The sequence below is a fragment of the Flavobacterium sp. UBA7680 genome (assembly GCF_002482975.1).
GTDB lineage: Bacteria > Bacteroidota > Bacteroidia > Flavobacteriales > Flavobacteriaceae > Flavobacterium.
This window is the reverse complement of sequence record NZ_DLHA01000017.1, coordinates 278,185-300,711: the sequence shown is the minus strand read 5'-3', so window position 1 is coordinate 300,711 and position 22,527 is coordinate 278,185. Positions and strand designations below refer to the sequence as shown.

Here is a 22,527-nt window from a genome sequence, read left to right as displayed (position 1 = left end):
TTCGTTTTTTATAATACATTTGCTCCCAAGTTTAAGCCCCTAAACCTGCCATAATATGCGTTCAACTAATAAAATGCATTTTGAAATTTCAGAACGAAAAGTTTTGCTTTTTGCTTTTGATGCTGTTTTCGTTTTGTCTGCATTGTATTTTTTAAGTTTCTTTTTTGACTATCGTTATTTTGCTTTAGAAATAGATATTATTTACAGACCCATTATACTTATTGGTTATTTGTTCATTTTTGGAACAATTTTCGAAATGTATAATTTACAGGTTGCAAGTAATCAGTTTCAAATACTTAAAAGTGTAGTTCTTTCGGTTTCTACAACTGTTTTGGTATATCTACTTACACCAGTTTTATCGCCAGAATTGCCAAAACAGCGATTGATAATATTGATTTTTTATTTAACAATATTGCTGGTTGTATTATTATGGCGTTTTTTCTATGCACTTTTTCTGGCATCACATCGTTTTTCGCAAAATGTAGTTTTAATATGCGATCAGGATCAGGTAGAAGAATTAGTATTAGGATTGGAAAATGTTGATCCGCATTATAAAATTATTGGTTTTGTTAATTCTGATTCTCTTTCTACAACAAATTCTGATTTTCATTATGTAAAAGAAATTGATAAAAGTGAATTAGAAGATTTTGTAATCAAAAACAGCGTTTCAGAAATAGTAATTGCTTCCCAAAAAACAGATGGAATCACTGCCGATTTATACCAGCAATTACTTCATTTACTGGAATCCGGAAATATTATTAGAGAATATACGCAGGTTTATGAAAGTAAAACACAACGTATACCAGTGCATTATATCGCTCGGGATTTTTATCGTTTCTTTCCTTTCAGTCGTAGTAATAACAATAAGTTGTATTTGTTTTTAATACGTTTCATAGAACTTTTATTCTCTTTTACTGGTTTAATAATCTGCACGGTTTTCATTCCTTTTATTTTTATCGCAAATCTTATCGGAAACAAAGGCAGTCTTTTTTATACACAAGATCGTGTTGGAAAGAATGGCAATGTTTTTAAGATTTATAAATTCAGAACCATGATTGAAGCTTCTGAAACAAACGGTGCTGTTTTTACCGTTTTTAATGATAAAAGAATTACTCCATTTGGAAAATTCATGCGTAAATCCAGAATAGATGAATTACCGCAGTTTTATAATATTTTAAAAGGAGATATGGCTGTAATTGGCCCAAGGCCTGAAAGACCATTTTTTGTGGAGGAAATAGCCCGAGTAATGCCTTTTTACGAAACTCGCCATGTAATAAAACCAGGACTTACCGGTTGGGCGCAGGTAAATTACTCCTATGGAGAATCGATTGATGAAAGTTTGATAAAACTGCAATACGATTTATACTACATCAAACACAGAAGTGTTTTCCTTGATTTAAGTATTACTTTTAAAACAATTACGACTGTTTTATTTTACAGAGGCCAATAATATTAGATTATTATCGGGATGCGTTTTACATTTCGTATCACAACTCTTACCAAAACAAAACCACTTGTAATGATCATTGGCAGTACAATTAAAAAATGTGCCTTATTGATCATAAATAGGCTGTAAACAACTAAAAATATTAAATGTAAAACAGCAAATCTATAAGTCCATCTTTTGTTCTTTGCGATCGAAAAGAAAATTAAAAGCAATAAAAGCGGACTAAATAGTAATACGTTATAATTCATCGCCAGTTCTTGGTGAAAAGAATAAAATCCAACCGAAACAAAAAAGATTCCCATTAAAGATAAAATCAAAAGATAGATTTTGTCTACAATTTTGTTGTGCACAACAACCACAAATCCTAAGATAAACAAATAAGTATAAATGTTATTCCACCAAGATGCTGGAGTTTCTTTTTGAAAGCTTAAAAGTGTTTTATTCTTTCCCGCTAAAAGATGACCTTGAAAAGTCGTTTCGTCTAAACTATTTTTTAAATCAAAAGGAAGAAAAATTCTAGTGGCTAATTGATCCACTTTAGTTCCAAAAATAATACTAGTTCCTAATTGATCATAAAAATGCCCTTTAAAATAAGGAAATAAAACAGAGCGATATGTTTTATCAGTATCATTCTTTTTTACAATTACATTTCCGCCTAAAGTTGAATTGATAACATCAACAACCATCGATGTACAATTTTTATCAATAAACTTATAGGTGTAGTAACGTTCTTCCGACAATAAAACAGTATTTAATTTGTCAAAAAGCTTCTGTTTTAGTTCAGGAGAAAGGAGTAATTCCTGCTCAAAAACACTTCTTTTTTCATAAGTGTAATCATTAAGAAAATCTGCAAAGGAATGAGCAACTACAAAATACTGCAAGTCACCTTTTGTAAATTTGGCAACAAAATTTGGTGTCCTAAAATCAAAAGCTCCGTAATTATAAACTACATCAAGATTGTTTATTGGGTCTGCTACACGAATCGCAGTATGTCCAAAATAAGAATACGTTTCATTTCCTAATCCGCAGGTAATCACGCTTATTTTAGCGTATTTTGATAATGGTATATTTTGGCTAAAGCCAATAGTAAAACTTAGTAATAATAGTAAACTAAAAAGTGTTTTTTGTAAAAGGACTTTTTTCATAATTTAAAATTTTAAGAAGTTTATTATCTAAAAATACCAAGATCAACTTTTATAGAGAAAATATTCGAATACAAAGCCGCACTTTGATTTCCTAAATCAGTTAAAGCATAATCAATCTGAATGCCTTTGTATTTAAATCCAAGACCAATATTAGGCTGAAAACTTAATTTTTCAGTATTATCCAGCTGCATCACATTTTGAAAATTTCCAGCTCCGGCTCTTAAAAAAACAATATCTGTATAGCCAAATTCAAAACCAAGTGCAGGATCAATACTCACAACTTTAGACGAAATAATATCGTTTGTCTGCTCAAAACGCATATTCAAATTTCCTGCTGCCAAAAGGCTGTAATCATCATGGAATTCGAATTTTTTAGAAACCCCTAATTGTGCTTTTGGCAAAGTGATCTCAGTACTTTCTGGTAATTCGTTGTTTTCTCCCGGAATCGCATTCGCAATTTTTGCATATTCTTCCTCATCAATATTCCAAACATTGTAAGTTGTCGTAATATCGCGAAGCATCAATCCGAATTTCCAGTCGTTATGCTCAAACTGAAGTCCGACATCAAAACCAAAACCCCATGAATTGGCAAATTTTCCAATTACTCTTCGGATAATTTTTGCATTTACACCATATTGAAACCCTTCAACAGGAAGTTTTCTCGCGTATGAAAAAGTAAAACCATAATCGGCTGTAGAAAATAAACGAATTCTGTTGTAATCAATATTTCCCTGGCTGTCGATTAATTGAGTCGTGTCCATAATGTCATCGACACCAAAACGAATCATCGAAATTCCCCAGGCACTTCGATCATCAATAGGGCTTGCATATCCAATAAAGTCATATTGCGCAATATTGGCAAAATAACTGGCGTGCATTAACGAAACTTGGTGATCTTCCAGATGCGTTAAACCAGCCGGATTCCAGTAAACAGCATTCACATCATTTGTAGAAGCCGTCACAACACTAGACATTCCCAACGCTGCTGCATCGACACCAATATTCATAAACTCATTCGAATATTTTCGAACGGTTTGTGCATATTGGGAAGTAAAACTCCAAAATAATAAAAACGCAGAAAGTTTTTTCAAAAGCTGATTTTTTGCAGGCTGAAGCCTGTTTTTAATTTTCATCAAAAATATAATATTTTATGCATCTAATTCAAATTATTGTAAAACTTAAATTTTTATTGAAAGAATGTTTACAATGCTTTTTGCTCATTAGAATTTTAATAGAAATTTTTTCTATTAATGTCGCTTATTTATGCGAAATTTGTCATTCAAAATTTATCAAAAACTAAATATGAATATCAAAAAACACATTCCGAATCTAATTACATTAATTAATCTTTTTTGTGGCTGCGTTGCAATAGTTTTTATTTCTGAAGCCAATTATGAAATGGCTTTTTACATGGTTTGTTTAGGAATCTTTTTTGATTTTTTTGATGGTTTTTTTGCCAGATTATTTAAAGTTTCAAGCCCGCTTGGTTTGCAGTTAGATTCTTTGGCAGATATGGTAACCAGTGGAGTAGCTCCGGGTTACGTTATGTACAGTTTGTTTACAAACAGCGCACACGAATTAGGAACAAATGCTTTTATTCCGTTTTTAGGATTTATCGTGACTTTAGGTTCTTGTTATCGTTTAGCTAATTTCAATATTGATACACGTCAGACAGATTCATTTATAGGATTGCCAACTCCGGCAAATTCTCTTTTTATTTTGAGTCTTCCGTTAGTTTTAAAGTTTTCAGATTCTTTATTATTGCTTGAAATCCTGACAAACCAATATGTTTTATTAGTGATAACTTTATGCAGTGCTTATATTTTGAATGCCGAAATTCCTTTATTCTCTTTAAAAGTTAAGAAGTTTAATTTGAAAGACAATGCTTTGCAGATCGTATTTCTTTTGATTTCTTTCGTTTTACTTTTATTGTTTCATTTTGGAGCTGTTCCATTAATCATCATTTTTTACGTTTTACTATCGATCGTAAATAATTTGTTTTTGAAAAAAAAGTAGTTTATTCGAATGGCAAGAAAAACGACTTATCGTAAAACATACTCGAGAAAACCAGCGGGGAGATCATTTCTAAGCAAGGTTTTTCGATCTCTTTTATTAATTTTCTTTGCGCTTCTTTTTATTGGAATTGCTTATCACTATCGTAAGGGCTTAGCTTATTATTTAGGATTTAAATCAGAAAAAGTTTTAGATGAAGATGAGGTAGACAAACATCTTTCTGATGTGAGAAATATTCGTGTTCTCGAAAATCACAAAGGAAAAGTGGTTGGAATTGACGTGTCTGAATTTCAGGGAAAAGTCGATTGGGAGGAAGTTGAAATTCTGGACGAAAAATATCCCGTACAATTTGTTTTCATTCGTGCAACTGCCGGCAACGATCGCGTTGATGGTCAGTTTAAGAAAAATTGGGAAGGTGCCAAAGAAAATAAAATAATACGCGGCGCTTATCATTATTATCGTCCAAACGAAAACTCAATAGAGCAAGCCAATCTTTTTATTAAAACCGTAAAATTACAAAAAGGCGATTTGCCGCCAGTTTTAGACATAGAGAAATTACCAAAAAATCAATCTCTGGACAGTTTAAAAAAAGGTTTAAAGCGTTGGTTAACTAAAGTAGAAAAACATTATCAGGTACGCCCGATAATTTATTCAGGAGAAAGATATTATTCTGATTTTTTAAAAGAAGAATTTGGAGAATATTTGTTTTGGATTGCCAACTACAATTTCTACCGGGAAAAAATTGAAGATGACTGGCTGTTTTGGCAGTTTACAGAAAAAGCTTCTCTACCGGGAATCAAACATCGAGTTGATGTTAATATTTACAATGGCGATTTAGAACAGCTGCAGTTTATTACGGTTGAATAAGTTTGCAGTCGCAGTGGCTTTCAGTATGTTTCTTTAGTATTCTTTAGATTTATTTTAATGAAACCAGAACAATCATTATAACTAAAGGCAATAGAAGTAAGACAGAATAAGGATTGGCAAAATTTATAGTAAGACCCATCCATTCAATCCTTTTTGGAGGCATTAACCGTTTGTCTTTCGGATTATAATAAAAGCATCCCAAATACCAATTATTTGGATCTTTATGCCAATTGTCGTAATCTTCCTGAGTTGGTTTTTCTGACTTCATCGTAGATTATAAATTAGTGTACAGTCGCACTCTCAGTTTTCATTCTCGCAATACTGAAAACTGAGACTGCGACTGAATACCTTCTTAAAATTCCAATTTCTTCTTACGAAGTTCGAAGTTTTGTCCAAGATAAACACGGCGAACCATTTCATCTTCTACCAATTCTTCCGGAACTCCCGCTTTCAGGATTCCTCCTTCAAACATTAAGTATGTTTTATCTGTAATTGCTAAAGTTTCCTGAACATTGTGATCTGTAATCAGGATTCCGATATTTTTATTTTTTAACTGCGCTACAATTCTTTGGATATCTTCAACCGCAACCGGGTCAACTCCGGCGAAAGGCTCATCCAATAAAATAAACTTTGGATCTGTTGCTAAGGCACGAGCAATTTCGGTACGACGACGTTCACCTCCAGAAAGTAAATCTCCACGGTTAGTACGAATATGTTCTAAGCTGAATTCTTCAATCAAACTTTCCATCTTAGCAATCTGCTCTTCTTTAGAAAGTTTCGTTAATTGTAAAACACTTAAAATATTGTCTTCAATACTTAATTTTCTAAAAACAGAAGCTTCCTGTGCCAAATAACCAATTCCTTGCTGTGCACGTTTGTACATAGGATAATCGGTAATATTTAAATCATCAAGATAAATGTTTCCTGAATTTGGTTTTACCAATCCTACGATCATATAAAAAGAAGTTGTTTTTCCGGCACCATTTGGCCCCAAAAGCCCAACGATTTCTCCTTGGTTTACTTCAACAGAAATTCCTTTTACAACACTTCGGCCTTTGTAGGTTTTTATTAAATTATCGGCTCTTAGCTTCATTTGTTTTAATTAGATAATGTGTCAATTTGATAATGAGATAATTGTATCTCCAATGGGCAAAATAAATGAAAATAAATCAATAGAATAAATGAATTAACATATTGTCAAGAAATTATCTAATTGAATAATTATCAAATTATCTTATTTACCTTGTTCTTCTAAAGCTTCCCAGAATTCGTAAGCTCTTCTTAAATGCGGAATTACGATTGTTCCTCCAACAAGAGTTGCGATTCCCATTGCTTCCATCATTTCTTCTTTAGAAACACCTTCTTTATAGCTTGTTTCTAAATGGTATTTTACACAGTCGTCACAACGCAAAACGGCAGAAGCAACTAAACCTAAAAGTTCTTTTGTTTTTACATCAAGAGCTCCTTCTGCATAAGCATTAGTGTCAAGGTTAAAAATTCGCTTTACAATTTTGTTATTGTCAGCTAATAATTTTTCGTTCATTTTAGAACGATAGTCGTTAAATTCTTGAATTAATTCAGACATTATTTTCTTTTAATTTATTTCTATAAACAATCCTTGAAATGAGGATACTCACTTCGTAAATAAGTAACATTGGTATTGCAACAATAGTCTGGCTCACCACATCTGGCGGAGTCACAATTGCAGCAATAATTAGAATAATTACTACGGCATATTTCCAATATTTCCTCAAAAAGTCAGGAGTTACTAATCCTAATTTAGTTAAGAAATAAATGATAATTGGCAATTCAAAAAATAATCCACTTGCCAAAATACTCGTTTTTACCATTCCCATATAAGAGTCTAAAGTAAACTGGTTTATAACCATTTCACTAATTGAGAAAGTGGCAACGAAATTTACAGACATTGGTATTACTACGTAATATCCAAAAATTACTCCTAAAAAGAAAAGTAATGAAGAAGTGAATATAAATACTTTAGCATTTTTTCTTTCTTTCTCATAAAGAGCCGGGCTGATAAATTTCCAAAGTTCCCATAAAATATAAGGGAAACTTAAAATAAATCCAGCTAAAAGACACATCCAGACAAAAATGTTTACCTGTCCTTCCATTTCAGTATTCTGAATGATAAAGTTTAGTTTAGTAATACAGATGCTATCCGCAAAACCTAATTGATGTGATAAATCACAAAACCATACATAAGTAAAAAAACTAGGTCTTGTAGGACCTAAAATAATTTGATCAAATAAATAATCACTGATAAAATAAGTAACAAATGCCATAATGCATATTGCAATTGTACTTCTAACTAATAACCATCTTAGTTCTTCAAGATGGTCTAAAAATGACATCTCGCCAAGGTTTTTCTTTGCCATTATACGATTCCTTCTTTTAAAATGTCATGTAAATGTAATACTCCTTTGTATTCGCCGTTGTCAGCCACGATAAGCTGTGTAATAGAAAAATCTTCTAATATATTTAAGGCATCAACTGCCATAGTCTCTGAAGATACTAATTTAGGATTTTTAGACATAATATCTCTTGCAGTTAAATCCGCAATACTATCTACGTCATTTAGCATTCTTCGGATGTCTCCATCTGTAATAATTCCGATAATTTTATTGTCTTCAATTACCGCTGTTACACCAAGTCTTTTTTCAGAAATTTCGAAAATTGCTTTTTTGATTGAAGTATCTGGACTTACGGCTGGTTTCAATGAATGTTCGATCATATCTTTTACACGAAGCAAAAGTTTTTTTCCTAAAGCACCTCCCGGATGATAAACCGCAAAATCTTCGGGTTTAAAATCGCGCATTTCCATTAAACAAACTGCAAGAGCGTCGCCCATTACAAGTTGTGCCGTTGTGCTGTTTGTTGGTGCTAAATTTATAGGACAAGCTTCTGTGTCAACTGTTGTGTTTAAAACATAATCAGAACCTTTAGCCAGAAAAGAAGTTACATTTCCGGTAATAGCAATTAAGGTATTCCCAAAACGTTTTAATAACGGAACCAAAACTTTGATCTCTGGACTGTTACCGCTTTTTGAAATACAGATAATGATATCGTCATTTTGAATCATTCCTAAATCACCATGAATTGCCTCTGCAGCGTGCAAAAACATTGAAGGTGTTCCTGTGGAGTTAAAAGTAGCCACCATTTTTTGAGCAATTATGGCGCTTTTTCCTATACCGGTAACGATCAATCGGCCTTTAGTTTCGTAAATACGTTGTGTTGCTTCGAAGAAATTTTCGTCCAGAAAATCAATTAACTTTATAATTGCTTCACTTTCAGAGAGTATTGTTTTTTTGGCGATTGCCAGTATATTTTCTTTTGAGATCAAAACAGAATATTTAAAATTTGTATGTATAAAAGAAAGTTGTATCTTTATGTGTTGCAAATTTATACAAAAATATCCATTTAAATAAAGAATGAATTCAAACGAAATTGAAATACACAAGGAATTAAAGAAGTATTTCGGCTTTAGCCAATTTAAAGGCTTGCAGGAGCAAGTCATTACGAGTATTTTAGGTAAAACGAATACTTTCGTAATTATGCCTACGGGCGGCGGTAAGTCTCTTTGTTATCAATTACCCGCTTTAATTCAGGACGGAACAGCTATTGTTGTTTCTCCTTTAATTGCTTTGATGAAAAATCAGGTAGATGCGATTCGAAGCCTTTCTTCAGAAACCGGAATTGCGCATGTGTTAAATTCCTCTCTTACCAAAACAGAAATTGCACAAGTAAAAAAAGACATTAGTTCTGGTTTAACTAAACTCTTGTATGTTGCTCCCGAATCTTTAACGAAAGAAGAATATGTAGCCTTTTTACAAAGTGTGCCAATTTCTTTTGTTGCGATTGATGAAGCACACTGTATTTCAGAATGGGGACATGATTTTAGGCCAGAATACAGAAACCTTAGAAGTATTATTAAACAATTAGGTAAAGTGCCAATTATTGGACTTACCGCTACTGCAACCCCAAAAGTTCAGGAAGATATTCTTAAAAATCTGGACATGTCTGATGCAAATACTTTTAAAGCATCATTTAACAGACCAAATTTATATTACGAAGTACGTACTAAAACGAAAAATATCGAATCAGATATTATTCGGTTTATCAAACAACATAAAGGCAAATCTGGAATTATTTACTGCTTAAGCCGTAAAAAAGTAGAATCGATTGCCGAAGTTTTACAAGTAAACGGAATTAGCGCGGTTCCTTATCACGCAGGTTTAGATGCAAAAACCAGAGCAAAACATCAGGATATGTTTTTGATGGAAGATGTTGATGTCGTTGTAGCAACAATCGCTTTCGGGATGGGAATTGATAAACCAGACGTTCGTTTTGTAATTCACCACGATATTCCAAAATCATTAGAAAGTTACTATCAGGAAACGGGGCGAGCCGGACGTGATGGAGGAGAAGGACATTGTTTAGCTTATTACTCTTATAAAGATGTAGAGAAGCTGGAGAAATTCATGTCTGGAAAACCAGTTGCTGAACAAGAGATTGGTTTTGCACTTTTGCAGGAAGTTGTGGCTTACGCCGAAACCTCAATGTCACGCAGAAAGTTTCTGTTGCATTATTTCGGAGAAGAATTCGACAGCGAAACCGGAGAAGGTGCAGATATGGACGATAACGTTCGTAACCCGAAAAATAAAATTGAAGCCAAAGAACAAGTTGTCAAATTACTTGAAATTGTTCGAGACACCAAACATATCTATAAATCAAAAGAAATTGTGTTTACTTTAATTGGACGAATCAATGCGGTAATTAAAGCACACAAAACAGATACACAGCCTTATTTTGGTACAGGTTCAGACCATGACGAAAAATATTGGATGGCTTTATTGAGACAAGTTCTCGTAACTGGATATTTGTCAAAAGATATCGAAACATACGGTGTGATAAAAATTACACAAGAAGGTTTAGATTTTATCAAAAAACCGGTTTCATTTATGATGTCTGAAGATCATGAATACAGCGAAGCCGATGACGAAGCAATTGTAGCATCAGCAAAATCTTCTGGAACTGCAGATGAAGTTTTAATGGGAATGCTGCGTGAACTTCGTAAAAAAGTAGCCAAAAAATTAGGTGTTCCTCCATTTGTTGTTTTCCAAGATCCTTCTCTTGAAGACATGGCTTTAAAATACCCAATTTCATTAACTGAATTATACAATATTCACGGAGTTGGTGAAGGAAAAGCTAAAAAATACGGCGGTGAATTCGTTACTCTTATCAGCAGATATGTTGAAGACAATGATATCATTCGTCCAGACGATTTAGTTGTAAAATCTACCGGAGTAAATTCTGCCAATAAACTATACATCATTCAAAATATCGATAGAAAATTGCCATTGAGTGATATCGCTTCTGCAAAAGGTCTAACGATGGATGCTTTAATCAAAGAAATGGAGCAAATCGTATATTCTGGAACCAAATTAAATATCAAATACTGGATTGATGATATGCTCGACGATGATCAGCAGGAAGAAATTCACGACTATTTCATGGAATCGGAATCTGATAAAATCGAAGATGCCCTAAAAGAATTCGACGGTGATTACGATATCGATGAATTGCGTTTAATGCGTATAAAGTTTATTAGTGAAGTAGCAAACTAAAAGTTAAATTCCAATAAAAAAAATCCAAATACCAAAAAAAGAAATACTAAAATATAATTCCAAATTCCAAGCTAGTGAAGCAATTGGAATTTGGAATTTTTTATTTGAGATTTTCCTGAGTAATTGGAGTTTTACCCTTCATAAACTTCCCCACGATGCGGTTTTAAAGCATCTCTTACCTGAATCATATTTTCATCGGTAACAACCATAAAAGCGATTGCATGCATGTCGTTTATGATTTTAAATCCGGTAATGTTTAAAGGTAATTTTTCGATTGCGATATATTCTTTCAGATGAATTTCGTGATGTTCTGCAGTTTTTGCAGCAGCCGGACCACGAAAATCCCAAATCAGTTTTATTTTTCTAGACATTTTTTTTATAGGTGCAAAGGTTCAGAGTGGCAAAGGTACAAAGGTTAGTTTGAAAAAAAAGGTTCTGAGGTTCTGAGATACTAAGGTTCTGAGTTTTTTCTGTAGAGACGCACTGCAGTGCGTGTAAGGTATTGTGGATACTCGTCGCGTAGACGCACTGCAGTGCGTCTCTACTATATCCTTTGTGCTGAAAATCTACAAAATCTGTTTAGATCTGCGTGAATCTGTGGGCAAATTTTACAGTAGAGACATAATCTCGTTTTAAAATGTTATTTTTGCAACTTCTTTTCATAGAAAGAAAAGCTAATAAATAAAATACAATGCCAAGAGAACTTTTACTTCAGGTAACGCCGGAAATTGCAGCAAACGAATCGCTGCTTAAAGATTATTTGTCTAAACAAATAAAAGTTTCTCCACAGGACATTCAGCATATTACCATTTTAAAACGATCAATTGATGCGCGCCAAAAAGCGATTAAAATCAATTTGAAAGTTATTATATATTTAAAAGGAGAACCGTTTCAGGAAACTAAAATTGAGCTTCCTGTTTATAAAGATGTTTCTTCTGCTCAGGAAGTAATTGTAGTTGGCGCAGGTCCAGCCGGACTTTTCGCCGCCTTGCAATTAATTGAATTAGGTTTAAAGCCAATTGTAATCGAACGAGGAAAAGATGTTCGCGGACGCCGACGTGATTTAAAAGCAATAAACGTAGAACATATCGTAAACGAAGATTCTAATTATTGTTTTGGAGAAGGCGGAGCTGGAACCTATTCTGATGGGAAATTATATACGCGTTCTAAAAAACGCGGCGATGTAACTAGAATTTTAGAACTTTTAGTAGCTTTTGGAGCTTCAGAAGATATTCTGGTTGAAGCGCATCCACACATTGGAACTAATAAACTTCCGAAAATTATTGAAGATATTCGAAACAAAATCATCGAGTTTGGCGGTCAGGTTTTGTTTGATACCAGAGTTACTGATATTTTGGTTAAGAATAATGAAGTTGAAGGAATCGTAACTCAAAACGGAGATAAGATTCTGGCTAATAAATTGATTTTAGCAACTGGACATTCGGCTAGAGATATTTTTGAATTACTGGATAAAAAGAAAATTTTAATCGAAGCAAAACCCTTTGCTTTGGGAGTTCGTGCAGAACATTCGCAGGAATTAATCGACAGTATTCAATACAGTTGTGATTATCGCGGTGAACATTTGCCTCCGGCACCATATTCAATTGTAAAACAAGTAAACGGACGCGGAATGTATTCGTTCTGTATGTGTCCGGGTGGAGTAATTGCGCCTTGCGCGACAAGTCCGGGTGAAGTGGTTACAAACGGTTGGTCGCCATCTAAACGTGATCAGGCAACGGCAAATTCCGGAATTGTAATCGAATTGAAACTAGAAGATTTTAAACCTTTTGCGAAATTTGGTGCTTTGGCTGGAGTTGAATTCCAAAAAAGTATCGAACAAAAAGCGTGGCATTTAGCTGGAAGAACTCAAAAAGTTCCGGCTCAAAGAATGATCGATTTTACCCAAAATAAAGTTTCGGCAGATATTCCAAAAACGTCTTATGTTCCGGGAACAACTTCGGTTGAAATGGGACAGGTTTTCCCAGGATTTTTATCGCAGATTTTGCGTGAAGGTTTCAAGGAATTTGGGAAATTAATGCGTGGTTATTTGACTAATGAAGCCATTTTGCACGCACCAGAAAGCAGAACTTCATCGCCAGTTAGAATTCCGAGAGATGCTTATACTTTAGAGCATTTGCAAATAAAAGGATTGTATCCGTGTGGAGAAGGAGCAGGTTACGCAGGAGGAATTATCTCTGCAGCAATCGATGGTGAAAAATGTGCTTTGATGATTGCTGAATCTTTGAAGTAACTTGTCGATTGCTTTCTGATTATTAAAATTTGTAATATATTTAGTTTTAATAATTATATGCCCAATGAAAAACTTTTTCTCCAATTTCTTTAATAGAAATAACGATCCAAAATCGATTATTTCTTTTGATGTTATAGATCCAATTTATTCTTATTTATATAATGAAAAATCCAATCTTGAATTTAAAGTAAAAGGAATTCAGGATAATGTCTCCGTTAATCTATTTTATTTTCCCGGTTCATTAGATCATGAAGAGGCCCAATCGGAAATTAAAAAAGCAGGTTTCAATAATTCTTATGAAGTTTTAAATGAGCTTTATAAAAAAATGGATATTGGTATTCTTTCTGAAGAAATGATTCAGGAAGGATTAGAATATGATTTTATACACATTCAGTTTTATTCTGAGCCTACTTCTGATGAAAAAAAGTTCTTTAAACGTTCCATAAAAAATTTCATTATCTTTTTTTGCGGTACGAATAGTTTAGAAATCAATGATTTTAAAATTCTGTATTCAGGAACGCATTTCTTCGATTATACAAAAGGTTTGCTGGAAAGTGAGCTTTTAGATTTTAATAATCCAAAGAATGAAAGTCAGGAAATTGGAGTTAAAGATTTGAAAATAGTTTTGCTGGGAATTTGCCAGTATTTAAATATTGAAATTCCGCAAAGTGTTGAACTTCCCTCACAAGAAAATTTAGTAGAAACGGAAGAAGTTAAGCTGGAAATTTTTGAAGAGTTTATAAACTTAGTTTCGAGAGGAAATATTGAAGAAAAAGAACTCAAAAAACAATCAAAAAAGCTTTTTAAAAATTATCAAAAAGATACAGATGAATATCACATAATTATTGAGGGACATTATGATTTGTTTGAAAGTGTAAATGCATGGAACAGCGATTGGAAATTTGATCCCGAAGATGCTGAATATTTTATTTCTGAAATGATTGGTGAAGATTTAAATTTCGAATATCCAGAAGAAACATATAGCCATGATTTATTTCCGTACATTCAATCAGCGTTAGAAAAACGCGGTTTAGAATTGATGAGTTATAATACAAATGGTGATAATTATTTATTTTTTATTGCCAATAAACATGATGTGAGCAGAATTTTAGAATTATCTGAATTGACTAAAATTGAGATTGATAAATTGTAGAACTTGATAAATAATTCGGTGATGTGACTTGTGTAGTCCCTACGGGACAAATGTGCAGTGTGTTTTCTTTTTTTACCGATATGAAATCTCTACGAGATATTATCCTGATAATTTATTTTTTTAATCAAAACTCCGTTAGGAGTTAAATATCGGTAGAAAAAATATTTCAAAGAATTTCAAATGTCCCATAGGGACTATACATTTTGTTATACAAAAAACGGGTTTTGCGTGAGGGATAGCAGCAAGCTACCGAAGTAGCGCGGATAGCCCGACAGCAATATAAAAAGGGGCGACTAAGCGTATTGCATAGTCAGCCCCTTTTTATATTGGTGGCACGCCCAGATTATTATTTACGGAATCAAAATAATTTTTCCTGTACTTTTCCTGCTTTCCAGAAAATCATGCGCCAGTTTTCCTTCTGATAATTTAAAAGAAGTTGGTTCAGAAAGTTTAATTTTTCCTTCAATAATCCAATTGAATAATTGTGTGGCACGTTTAATTCTTTCTTCTTTAGAATTTAAATAACTCCATAAATCACCGCCAGTTAAAGTTTTAGAACCATCCATTAACATTCTTGGATCTACAGGTTCAGGATCGCCGCCCGCCATTCCGAAGAAAACAACTTGTCCGCATTCTTTTGTGACTTCGAAGCTTTCTTTTAAAGTACTTCCAATACTGTCGTAAACAGCATCAACTCCATTTGAAATAACTTTAAAAACCTGAGATTTCCAATCTTCATTATAAAGAAAAACATGATCTGCACCCTGATCAAAACCAACTTTTGCTTTTTCGGCAGATGAGGTTAAACCAATAACAGTTGCTCCCAGAAGTTTACTGATTTGCGTTAGAATTTGTCCAACGCCACCAGCGACTGCGTGAATTAAAACCGTTTCGCCTTTTGAAGTTTTATGACTGTCTGTTGCTAAATAATGTGCGGTTAAACCTTGTAATAAAACAGAAGCTGCAGTTTCAAAAGAAATATTTTCAGGTAAAGGAAGGACGTGATTTGTATTTACGGCAACTAATTCTGCGTTTGCAAAAGGAGCGTCGGCAAAAGCTACACGATCACCAACTTTATATTCAGGATGATTATTGGCATCGACAACAATTCCGGCACCTTCATAGCCTGCGATAAAAGGTGGATTTCCTTTTAAATGATAATTTCCCTTTCGTCTGTAAACGTCAGCAAAATTTAATCCAATGGCTTTTGTTTCGACTAAAATTTCATCGTTTTTTAATTGTGGATTTGGGATTTCGATATATTCTAAAACATCTGAATCTCCGAAAGTAGAGAAGGTAAGTGCTTTCATTTTTAATTAATTTAGAATACAAAGTACGTGAAAAATCAAAAAATAAGCCTCACTTAAAAAGTTAAATGAGGCTTTGAATTGGTTTTTTATTTAGCCACAGATTAAAAGGATTAAAAAGATTTTTTTAAAGTCGAAAACTGAAATATAATCTGTGTAAATCCTTTTAATCTGTGGCAAAAAATAAACTATATTTTTGGAAATTTCATGTCATTAAAAGTGCTTTTTTGTTTTGCCAGAGCTTCAACATCTTGCCATTTTCTTGGAGATTCTGCAGAAAGATTTTCGTAGGAATCTTTTTTGATTAAAATATCATCTTCGATACGAACGCCAATATTCCACCATTTTTTATCACATTTACTGTTTGCCGGAATATAAATTCCAGGTTCAACTGTCAAAATCATATTTTCTTTCAGCATTCCCATATAATTCCCTTTATCGTGAACATCTAAACCAAGAAAGTGAGAACAACCGTGCGGGTAATAAATTCTGGCATCTTTAGGATCTGTAATAATGCCTAATTTAATTAACCCAGCCGCCACAACTTCTCTCGATCTTTTTGTTAAATCCTGAATTGGAGTTCCTTCTTTACAAAGTTTAAAAACTTCTTCCTGAGCGTCATACACAATTTGATAAATTGCTTTTTGCTCTTCGGTAAATTTTCCGTTTGCCGGAACTGTTCTGGTAACGTCGGCAGAATAACCGTGATATTCAGAACCAACATCCATTAATAATAATTGATTGTCGATTTTTACGGCATTGTTTTCTCCATAATGCAAAATACATCCGTTTGCTCCAGCGCCAACAATTGGCGGATAACCTTCACCTTCTGCACCATATTTTTTGTGAATATAAGCGTGAATTCCGTCAGCTTCATTTTCGCTCATATCCGGCCCAACTGCTTTCATAACTTCATTATGTGCAACACATGAAAGTTTTACTGTTTTGCGCATTAAAACCATTTCTTCGGGCGTTTTTATTTCGCGAAGTGAATTGGTAATGTTAGTAAACAATGTTATAGAAGCTTCATTTTCTTTTTCAATTCCAGCTTTAGTTTTGAAAGATTGCAATAATGAATATAAGTTATCGCTATTTTTACTGCTTTCAACATCTGTTGGAATGTTATCGTAAATAATTTTGTCAAATTTTTTAAAATCAATAGCAAAATCGTTGAAATCTTTTCCGTTGTAAACTGTTGTAAAACCTAATTTAGATTTTGCGCCTTCAACTCCTAAACGTCTTCCTGTCCACATTTCTCTGTTGGCATTTCGTTCTCTTACAAACAATACTTCATTGTATTTTTCGGTTCCCTGCTCTTCTTTAAAAATCAATAAAACGGCGTCAGGTTCTTTATATCCGGCTAGATAATACATATCTGGATTTGCGTGATAATTGTAATTAACGTCTTTTGAAAAAACTCTTTCCGGATAAGAAAAAACTACCGCTACAGAATTGGCAGGCATTAGGTTTCTAAAAGCTTCGCGGCGGCCTTGGTGAAATTCTTTCGAAAGATAATCTGTTGGAAGGTTTTCTTGTGCCTGAATTTGGAATGCACTAATCAAGAAGGCAAAGAATAAAAGAAATGGCTTCATTTTTTTTTGGTTTTTTATTGATGTTTTTAGTTTTTTGATAGATGCAAATTACGAAAAAATTAGAATCGCTTATTAGAATTTAAATGTTTGAATCATAATATTTTAAATAAAATGGCGTAAATTAGAGATCAGAAAAATACAATTTGTATTACAATTTGGCTGATAGTAAAGTGAATTTTTTTTAGCGAAAGTTTCTAAGAAGGCATGAATATTGAGAAAGTGATATTGCAGGATAATTTTAATCTTCAAAAAACAAATTATATAAATCTTTAAAAAGTAAATTTATGAAAAAGTATACTATTGCAATCGTATCGGTTTTAACCTTATTAATAACTTCGTGTATGGCATCAAAAGATACAAAAGGCACAGCCAGTATTTATGATACAACTTGGGAATTAGAATATATTTCGGGACCAAGAATTGCTTTTGAAGGATTGTTTCCAAATAAAAAACCACAGCTTACTTTTGATCAAAAAGAAAAAAGGGTTTATGGAAATAACGGATGCAATGGTTACAGCGCACCCTATACTTTAAACGGAAAATCTTTAACCTTTGGAGAAGCAGGACCAACTACAATGATGTTTTGTGAAGGCGGAGGAGAACAGCAATTTTTAAAACAAATTGCAAAAATTACTAGTTACTCTATTGATAAGGACGGAAAACTAAATTTAATTGAAGGCGATGTGCCAATGATGAGATTTAAAAAAGTGGCTAAACAATAGTTTTAAAATCTATATATAAGAAAAAGGGGAAATGAAAATCATTTCCCCTTTTTTATTAGCTGTTGTTTTGTTTCTTTTTCAGTTTGTCTTTAAAAACTTTTTCGAATTTTTCTATTTTCGGTTGAATCACCATTCTGCAATACGGCTGATTTTTATTGTTTGCATAATAATTTTGATGATAATCTTCGGCTTTATAAAAAGCTTTAAAAGGCTCAATTTTCGTTACAACTGGATTATTGTACACTTTTGCTTTGTTCAATTCGGCAATAATGCTTTCGGCAGCTTTTTTCTGTTCGGCATTTTTGTAGAAAATTACAGAACGGTACTGTGTTCCAACATCTGCACCCTGACGGTTTAAAGTTGTTGGATCGTGAACTGTGAAAAAGACTTTAAAGATTTCATTAAGATCCGTTACATTTTTGTCATACGTAATTTGTACAACTTCGGCATGACCGGTTTCTCCCGTGCAGACTTCTTCATACGTAGGATTAGCTACATTTCCGCCAGAAAATCCCGAAACAACAGATTTTACTCCGTCCAGATTTTCATAAACTGCTTCAACGCACCAGTAGCATCCTCCGCCAAGTGTAATAGTTTCGTAATCTGGTTTTTTATTTTGTGAAAAACCATTTAATGATAAAGCAAAAAGGCAGATTAAAAGTATATTTTTCATTTGTATATTATTTATTATCAGGAATAAAATCAAGAGCAATCGAATTCATGCAGTAACGTTTTCCGGTTGGTTCCGGGCCATCGTCAAACAAGTGGCCTAAATGTCCGCCGCAGCGTCCGCAAAGCGCTTCAATTCTTTCCATTCCAAGTGAATTATCATTTTTGTAAACAACACTTTTTTTGTTTTCTTGTTCAAAAAAACTAGGCCATCCGCAGCTGCTTGAGAATTTAGCAGTTGATCTAAAAAGTAAGTTTCCGCAAGAAGCACAATAATACGTTCCTTTTTCATCTGTGTTCCAGTATTTTCCGGTAAAAGGTCTTTCGGTATCAGCCTCGCGCATTACGGCATAAACATCTTCGGGCAAAACCTTTTTCCATTCGGCGTTGCTTACATTTAGTTTTGTTGTATCGGTGTTTGAATAATAAGGATTTCCGGGCTTACTTATTTTGTTTTCCATAGTAACCATTTTTGCAGGTTCTTTTTTTGTGTTTTGTCCGCATGCCTGTAAAATAAAGAGCGGAATTAAAAAGCAAAGGCTAAAAATTGAGTTTTTCGATTTCATAAATTTTTGGATCATTTATCTGAATTTCAAAGATACGATGAGATTTTGCTTCGAAATGTCGCCTATATTACAATTCAGATATATTTAAGTATGTTTTAACTTTTTATTATTTACGTAAAACAAACAGCTGCAGTTTTTATATCTTATTTTTAGCGGATTTTTGTTCTGAAACAAAACATAGGTTGTTGTGAATCAAAATATTATAAAAAGTAATCAGTAGTTAAACTTTTCACAATGTTTTCTAGGATTTTATAGCCATTTCTTTTTTCGTATTTTTGTTTCATCAATACAAACCATGACAGAAGAAAACGTAATATTAGTTAATCAAAACGATGAACAAATTGGCTTAATGCCAAAATTAGAAGCACACGAAAAAGCAGTTTTGCACCGTGCCTTTTCGGTTTTTATTTTAAACAATAAAAATGAAATTATGCTGCAGCAGCGTGCTCATCATAAATACCATTCTCCTTTACTGTGGACAAATACTTGCTGTAGTCATCAGCGCGAAGGTGAAACGAATATTGAAGCGGGAAGCCGAAGATTGTTTGAAGAAATGGGTTTTAAAGCAGAGTTAAAAGAGCTGTTTCATTTTATATATAAGGCTCCTTTTGACAACGGTTTAACGGAGCATGAACTGGATCATGTTATGATTGGCTATTATAATGAAGAACCCAATATAAATCCAGATGAAGTTGAAGACTGGAAATGGATGAGTATTGAAGATGTTAAAGCGGATATTGAAAAACAGCCCGAAATTTATACCGTATGGTTTAAGATAATTTTTGATGAATTTGATCATTATCTCGAAGACCATAAATTATAACCAAACTAACCAAAGACCTAAATGAGAGTAACCATATCAAGAAAAGCGCATTTTAATGCTGCACATCGATTGCATAGGAAAGATTGGTCATTAGAAAAAAACAATGCCGTTTTTGGAAAATGCAATAATCCCAATTTTCATGGTCATAATTATGGTTTAACAGTAAGTGTTACAGGAAAAATTGACCCGGAAACTGGTTTTGTTTTAGATGTGAAAGTATTAGCGGATATTATACTGGAAGAAGTAGAAATTCCGTTTGATCACAAAAACCTGAATCTGGACGTTCCGGAATTTCAGGATTTGAATCCAACTGCAGAAAATATTGCGGTTGTGATATGGAATAAAATTAGAAAAAGAATTCAGCCCGATTTTGATTTAGAAATCGTGCTTTATGAAACGGACCGCAATTTTGTAACTTATAAAGGAGAATAATAAATGTCATTAAAAATAGGAGATATAGTTCCGAATTTTACTGCAAAAGATAGTCACGGAGAAGTTTTTGAAAGCAAAAGTGTTTTAGGAAGAAAACCTTTAGTGATTTATTTTTACCCAAAAGATAATACACCAGGTTGTACAACAGAAGCTTGCAGCTTTAGAGATCAATACGAAGATTTTTCAGCTTTAGGTGCAGAAGTAATTGGTATAAGTGCCGATAGTGTAAAATCGCATCATAAATTTGCGAATAAACATAATCTGCCATTTATCTTGCTTTCTGATCAGGATAAAAGATTGAGACAGCTTTTTGGTGTGAAAAATAATCTATTCGGACTTTTGCCGGGAAGAGTAACTTTTATTATTGACAGAAACGGAGTGGTTATTTATATCTTTGATAGTATGAATGCCGCAAAACATATTCCGAAAGCACTGGAAATAATAAAAGAATTAGTATTGTAGATTTAGAAAATAGTATTACATCATTGTTTAATTAATATAGATATTAGCCGAAAACTTAAAAATTATGAAACCAGAAAAATTATATCCGCTTCAATTTGAACCAATCTTGAAAGAAAGAATCTGGGGTGGAGAGAAATTAAAAACGTTATTAAATAAACCAATCACCTCTAAAATTACTGGTGAAAGCTGGGAATTGTCTACAGTAGAAGGTGATGTAAGTACTGTTGCTAACGGAGACCTAAAAGGGAAATCGTTAATGGAGCTTATTAATGAAACTCCAAATGAAATTTTAGGAACGAGAGTTTACGAGCGTTTTGGAAAACAGTTTCCATTACTTTTTAAATATTTAGATGCGCGCGAAGATCTTTCGATTCAGGTTCATCCAAACGATAAATTAGCAAAAGAGCGTCACAATTCATTTGGTAAAACTGAAATGTGGTACGTAATGCAGGCTGATACTGATGCCAGAATTATTGTTGGTTTTAAAGAAAACTCTAGTAAAGAGGAATATTTAAAACATTTACATGATAATACTTTAGTTTCTATTTTAGATGGTGTAAAGGCAAAAGCCGGAGACGTTTTCTTTTTAGAAACAGGAACGGTTCATGCTATTGGTGCCGGTTTGGTGGTTGCCGAAATTCAGCAGACATCTGATATTACGTATCGTTTATACGATTTTGATCGTGTAGATGCTCAGGGAAATAAAAGAGAATTACATGTAGATTTAGCACTTGATGCGATTAACTACAATAAAGTTGATACACAAAAGAAATACGATTCAAAAGCAAATACTTCAAACGTAGTTGTAGATTGTCCTTATTTCACGACAAACCTTATTCCGTTAGATGGCAAGGTAGAAGTTTCTAAATCTGGCGAAACATTTACGGTTTATATGTGTATTGAAGGAAGTTTTGAAATTGAATACGACGGATTTAAACATACTTACATAAAAGGAGATACTGTTTTAATTCCAGCTGCGATAAATGCATTTAATTTAAGTGGAAAAGCTTCAATTTTAGAAATTTACATTTCATAGCACGTAATCTAAAGATTATGTGTATTTTTGCAGACGCAAATTAAAATTATAATAAAAATGGCAAACGTTAAGAATTTAAAGAAAGACATCAATTTTGTATTAGGAGATATTATTGAGGCAGTTTACTTGTTTGAGATGTCTACAACAGGAAATCCTACTCCAGAAACGAATGCTTTAATCGATGAGGCTATCGCTGCATTTGATACTTTGATTACAAAAGTGAACGCTAAAAACGTTGAAAATAAAAAATCACACTTCAAACAAATCAATGTTGAATTAGAACAAACTGCTAATCAATTGATTGAAAAAATCAACGCTTTGTAAGCAAAAAAAAGTGTAAAAAAGTGCAAATTTATTTTGGAAAAACGAAAATCCGCTTTATATTTGCACCCGTAAT

Annotated in this window: 24 protein-coding genes; 12 read left to right on the top strand and 12 right to left on the bottom strand. The window is 33.1% G+C overall.

Annotation, left to right across the window (positions count from 1 at the left end; genetic code table 11):
• Window positions 1–55: 55 nt before the first annotated feature.
• Window positions 56–1,450, top strand: a complete 1,395-nt coding sequence (locus tag B3C18_RS03880) for an exopolysaccharide biosynthesis polyprenyl glycosylphosphotransferase (RefSeq protein WP_291142667.1) — start codon at window positions 56–58, stop codon at window positions 1,448–1,450.
• 2 nt (window positions 1,451–1,452) lie between these two features.
• Here B3C18_RS03880 and B3C18_RS03875 read toward each other — a convergent pair whose 3' ends face one another.
• Together B3C18_RS03875 and B3C18_RS03870 are read right to left on the bottom strand one after the other, a co-directional pair.
• Window positions 1,453–2,592 carry a DUF4105 domain-containing protein gene (locus B3C18_RS03875; protein WP_291142663.1) on the bottom strand — a complete coding sequence of 380 codons (1,140 nt, stop codon included), beginning with the start codon at window positions 2,590–2,592 and terminating at the stop codon, window positions 1,453–1,455.
• A 23-nt stretch (window positions 2,593–2,615) separates the two neighbouring features.
• Window positions 2,616–3,599 (bottom strand): PorV/PorQ family protein, encoded by a 984-nt coding sequence (locus B3C18_RS03870; RefSeq protein ID WP_414655338.1) that lies wholly within the window; start codon window positions 3,597–3,599, stop codon window positions 2,616–2,618.
• A 295-nt stretch (window positions 3,600–3,894) separates the two neighbouring features.
• On the opposite strand from B3C18_RS03870, the gene B3C18_RS03865 reads away from it, so the two are divergent.
• A complete protein-coding gene (locus tag B3C18_RS03865; protein WP_056200789.1) occupies window positions 3,895–4,608 on the top strand; it encodes a CDP-alcohol phosphatidyltransferase family protein in 714 nt (237 codons plus the stop codon).
• Between the two features lie 9 nt (window positions 4,609–4,617).
• Window positions 4,618–5,472 (top strand): glycoside hydrolase family 25 protein, encoded by an 855-nt coding sequence (locus B3C18_RS03860; RefSeq protein ID WP_291142653.1) that lies wholly within the window; start codon window positions 4,618–4,620, stop codon window positions 5,470–5,472.
• A 49-nt stretch (window positions 5,473–5,521) separates the two neighbouring features.
• Here B3C18_RS03860 and B3C18_RS03855 read toward each other — a convergent pair whose 3' ends face one another.
• The 5 genes from B3C18_RS03855 to B3C18_RS03835 form a co-directional block, all read right to left on the bottom strand.
• Window positions 5,522–5,740 carry a DUF5808 domain-containing protein gene (locus B3C18_RS03855; RefSeq protein WP_291142650.1) on the bottom strand — a complete coding sequence of 73 codons (219 nt, stop codon included), beginning with the start codon at window positions 5,738–5,740 and terminating at the stop codon, window positions 5,522–5,524.
• Window positions 5,741–5,824: 84 nt separating this feature from the next.
• Window positions 5,825–6,565, bottom strand: a complete 741-nt coding sequence (lptB, locus tag B3C18_RS03850) for an LPS export ABC transporter ATP-binding protein (protein WP_053470913.1) — start codon at window positions 6,563–6,565, stop codon at window positions 5,825–5,827.
• 141 nt (window positions 6,566–6,706) lie between these two features.
• Window positions 6,707–7,057, bottom strand: a complete 351-nt coding sequence (locus tag B3C18_RS03845; protein ID WP_291142645.1) for a carboxymuconolactone decarboxylase family protein — start codon at window positions 7,055–7,057, stop codon at window positions 6,707–6,709.
• Window positions 7,050–7,868 carry a twin-arginine translocase subunit TatC gene (gene tatC / locus B3C18_RS03840; RefSeq protein WP_291142642.1) on the bottom strand — a complete coding sequence of 273 codons (819 nt, stop codon included), beginning with the start codon at window positions 7,866–7,868 and terminating at the stop codon, window positions 7,050–7,052. The genes B3C18_RS03845 and tatC overlap by 8 nt, the downstream gene beginning before the upstream one ends.
• On the bottom strand, window positions 7,868–8,833 hold the full coding sequence (locus tag B3C18_RS03835) for a KpsF/GutQ family sugar-phosphate isomerase (RefSeq protein WP_291142639.1): 966 nt from the start codon (window positions 8,831–8,833) through the stop codon (window positions 7,868–7,870). The genes tatC and B3C18_RS03835 overlap by 1 nt, the downstream gene beginning before the upstream one ends.
• An 88-nt stretch (window positions 8,834–8,921) precedes the next feature.
• Here B3C18_RS03835 and recQ point away from each other — a divergent pair, with 88 nt between their 5' ends.
• Window positions 8,922–11,117, top strand: coding sequence for a DNA helicase RecQ (gene recQ / locus B3C18_RS03830; protein ID WP_291142636.1), 2,196 nt, complete (start codon window positions 8,922–8,924; stop codon window positions 11,115–11,117).
• 131 nt (window positions 11,118–11,248) lie between these two features.
• Here the strand turns inward: recQ and B3C18_RS03825 are convergent, their stop codons facing one another.
• The gene (locus B3C18_RS03825; protein ID WP_291142633.1) at window positions 11,249–11,488 is read right to left on the bottom strand and encodes a hypothetical protein; all 240 of its coding nucleotides are present in this window, start codon (window positions 11,486–11,488) and stop codon (window positions 11,249–11,251) included.
• A gap of 320 nt (window positions 11,489–11,808) precedes the next feature.
• Here B3C18_RS03825 and B3C18_RS03820 point away from each other — a divergent pair, with 320 nt between their 5' ends.
• The gene (locus B3C18_RS03820; RefSeq protein WP_291142630.1) at window positions 11,809–13,368 is read left to right on the top strand and encodes an NAD(P)/FAD-dependent oxidoreductase; all 1,560 of its coding nucleotides are present in this window, start codon (window positions 11,809–11,811) and stop codon (window positions 13,366–13,368) included.
• A 64-nt stretch (window positions 13,369–13,432) separates the two neighbouring features.
• The gene (locus B3C18_RS03815) at window positions 13,433–14,521 is read left to right on the top strand and encodes a DUF6630 family protein (protein WP_291142627.1); all 1,089 of its coding nucleotides are present in this window, start codon (window positions 13,433–13,435) and stop codon (window positions 14,519–14,521) included.
• Window positions 14,522–14,871: 350 nt separating this feature from the next.
• On the opposite strand, the gene B3C18_RS03810 is transcribed toward B3C18_RS03815, so the two are convergent.
• Both B3C18_RS03810 and B3C18_RS03805 read right to left on the bottom strand, forming a co-directional pair.
• Window positions 14,872–15,831: a quinone oxidoreductase family protein gene (locus B3C18_RS03810; protein WP_291142624.1), complete on the bottom strand. Its 960-nt coding sequence runs from the start codon at window positions 15,829–15,831 to the stop codon at window positions 14,872–14,874.
• 185 nt (window positions 15,832–16,016) lie between these two features.
• Entirely contained in the window at window positions 16,017–17,420 is a 1,404-nt protein-coding gene (locus tag B3C18_RS03805) for an aminopeptidase P N-terminal domain-containing protein (RefSeq protein WP_291142620.1), read from the bottom strand.
• 284 nt (window positions 17,421–17,704) lie between these two features.
• Between B3C18_RS03805 and B3C18_RS03800 the strand changes: the two genes are divergently transcribed.
• Window positions 17,705–18,142: an META domain-containing protein gene (locus B3C18_RS03800; protein WP_291142617.1), complete on the top strand. Its 438-nt coding sequence runs from the start codon at window positions 17,705–17,707 to the stop codon at window positions 18,140–18,142.
• A 55-nt stretch (window positions 18,143–18,197) separates the two neighbouring features.
• On the opposite strand, the gene msrA is transcribed toward B3C18_RS03800, so the two are convergent.
• Both msrA and msrB read right to left on the bottom strand, forming a co-directional pair.
• Complete coding sequence (gene msrA / locus B3C18_RS03795) at window positions 18,198–18,815, bottom strand: peptide-methionine (S)-S-oxide reductase MsrA (RefSeq protein ID WP_291142614.1); 618 nt, start codon at window positions 18,813–18,815, stop codon at window positions 18,198–18,200.
• Window positions 18,816–18,822: 7 nt separating this feature from the next.
• Entirely contained in the window at window positions 18,823–19,377 is a 555-nt protein-coding gene (gene msrB / locus B3C18_RS03790; RefSeq protein ID WP_291142611.1) for a peptide-methionine (R)-S-oxide reductase MsrB, read from the bottom strand.
• A 295-nt stretch (window positions 19,378–19,672) separates the two neighbouring features.
• Between msrB and idi the strand changes: the two genes are divergently transcribed.
• The 5 genes from idi to B3C18_RS03765 all read left to right on the top strand — a co-directional run bounded on the left by idi (window position 19,673) and on the right by B3C18_RS03765 (window position 22,454).
• A complete protein-coding gene (gene idi, locus B3C18_RS03785; protein WP_053470925.1) occupies window positions 19,673–20,200 on the top strand; it encodes an isopentenyl-diphosphate Delta-isomerase in 528 nt (175 codons plus the stop codon).
• A 21-nt stretch (window positions 20,201–20,221) separates the two neighbouring features.
• Window positions 20,222–20,632, top strand: a complete 411-nt coding sequence (locus tag B3C18_RS03780; RefSeq protein ID WP_053470926.1) for a 6-carboxytetrahydropterin synthase — start codon at window positions 20,222–20,224, stop codon at window positions 20,630–20,632.
• A gap of 3 nt (window positions 20,633–20,635) precedes the next feature.
• Window positions 20,636–21,094 (top strand): peroxiredoxin, encoded by a 459-nt coding sequence (locus B3C18_RS03775; protein WP_053470927.1) that lies wholly within the window; start codon window positions 20,636–20,638, stop codon window positions 21,092–21,094.
• A 64-nt stretch (window positions 21,095–21,158) separates the two neighbouring features.
• Window positions 21,159–22,130 (top strand): type I phosphomannose isomerase catalytic subunit, encoded by a 972-nt coding sequence (locus B3C18_RS03770; protein WP_291142603.1) that lies wholly within the window; start codon window positions 21,159–21,161, stop codon window positions 22,128–22,130.
• A 57-nt stretch (window positions 22,131–22,187) separates the two neighbouring features.
• Window positions 22,188–22,454 carry a hypothetical protein gene (locus B3C18_RS03765; protein WP_253791356.1) on the top strand — a complete coding sequence of 89 codons (267 nt, stop codon included), beginning with the start codon at window positions 22,188–22,190 and terminating at the stop codon, window positions 22,452–22,454.
• The last annotated feature ends 73 nt before the right edge of the window (window positions 22,455–22,527 follow it).